Consider the following 281-nt stretch of genomic DNA (forward strand, 5'->3'; position numbering starts at 1 on the left):
CCCGCACACAGGCCACCTATGCTTACGATGCGCTCTCGCGACGCATCGCCAAGTCCGTCTCCACCGGCCACGACATCCGCACCACCCGCTACGGCTGGGATGGCGAGCGGCTGGTGTGCGAGGCCACTGACACACTCACCACCACCGTCCTCTGCGAACCCGACAGCTTCGTGCCGCTACTGCGTATCGAGCAGGATCGGCTCGAACCCGAGAACGCGGAAGACCGGGAGAGTACGCGTGAGGAACGAGCGCTCTTTACGCAGATGTCGACGCTACTGGCC

General features: G+C 64.8%; 1 protein-coding gene. It reads left to right on the plus strand.

The window, feature by feature from the left end; all coding sequences use genetic code 11:
• The coding region (locus DNK49_RS24320) for a hypothetical protein (protein ID WP_207807125.1) at window positions 1-281 on the plus strand (281 nt) is incomplete at both ends.

Origin of the sequence: Parazoarcus communis SWub3 = DSM 12120 (genome assembly GCF_003226565.1) — a bacterium.
In the GTDB taxonomy this organism is placed as follows: Bacteria; Pseudomonadota; Gammaproteobacteria; order Burkholderiales; family Rhodocyclaceae; genus Parazoarcus; species Parazoarcus communis.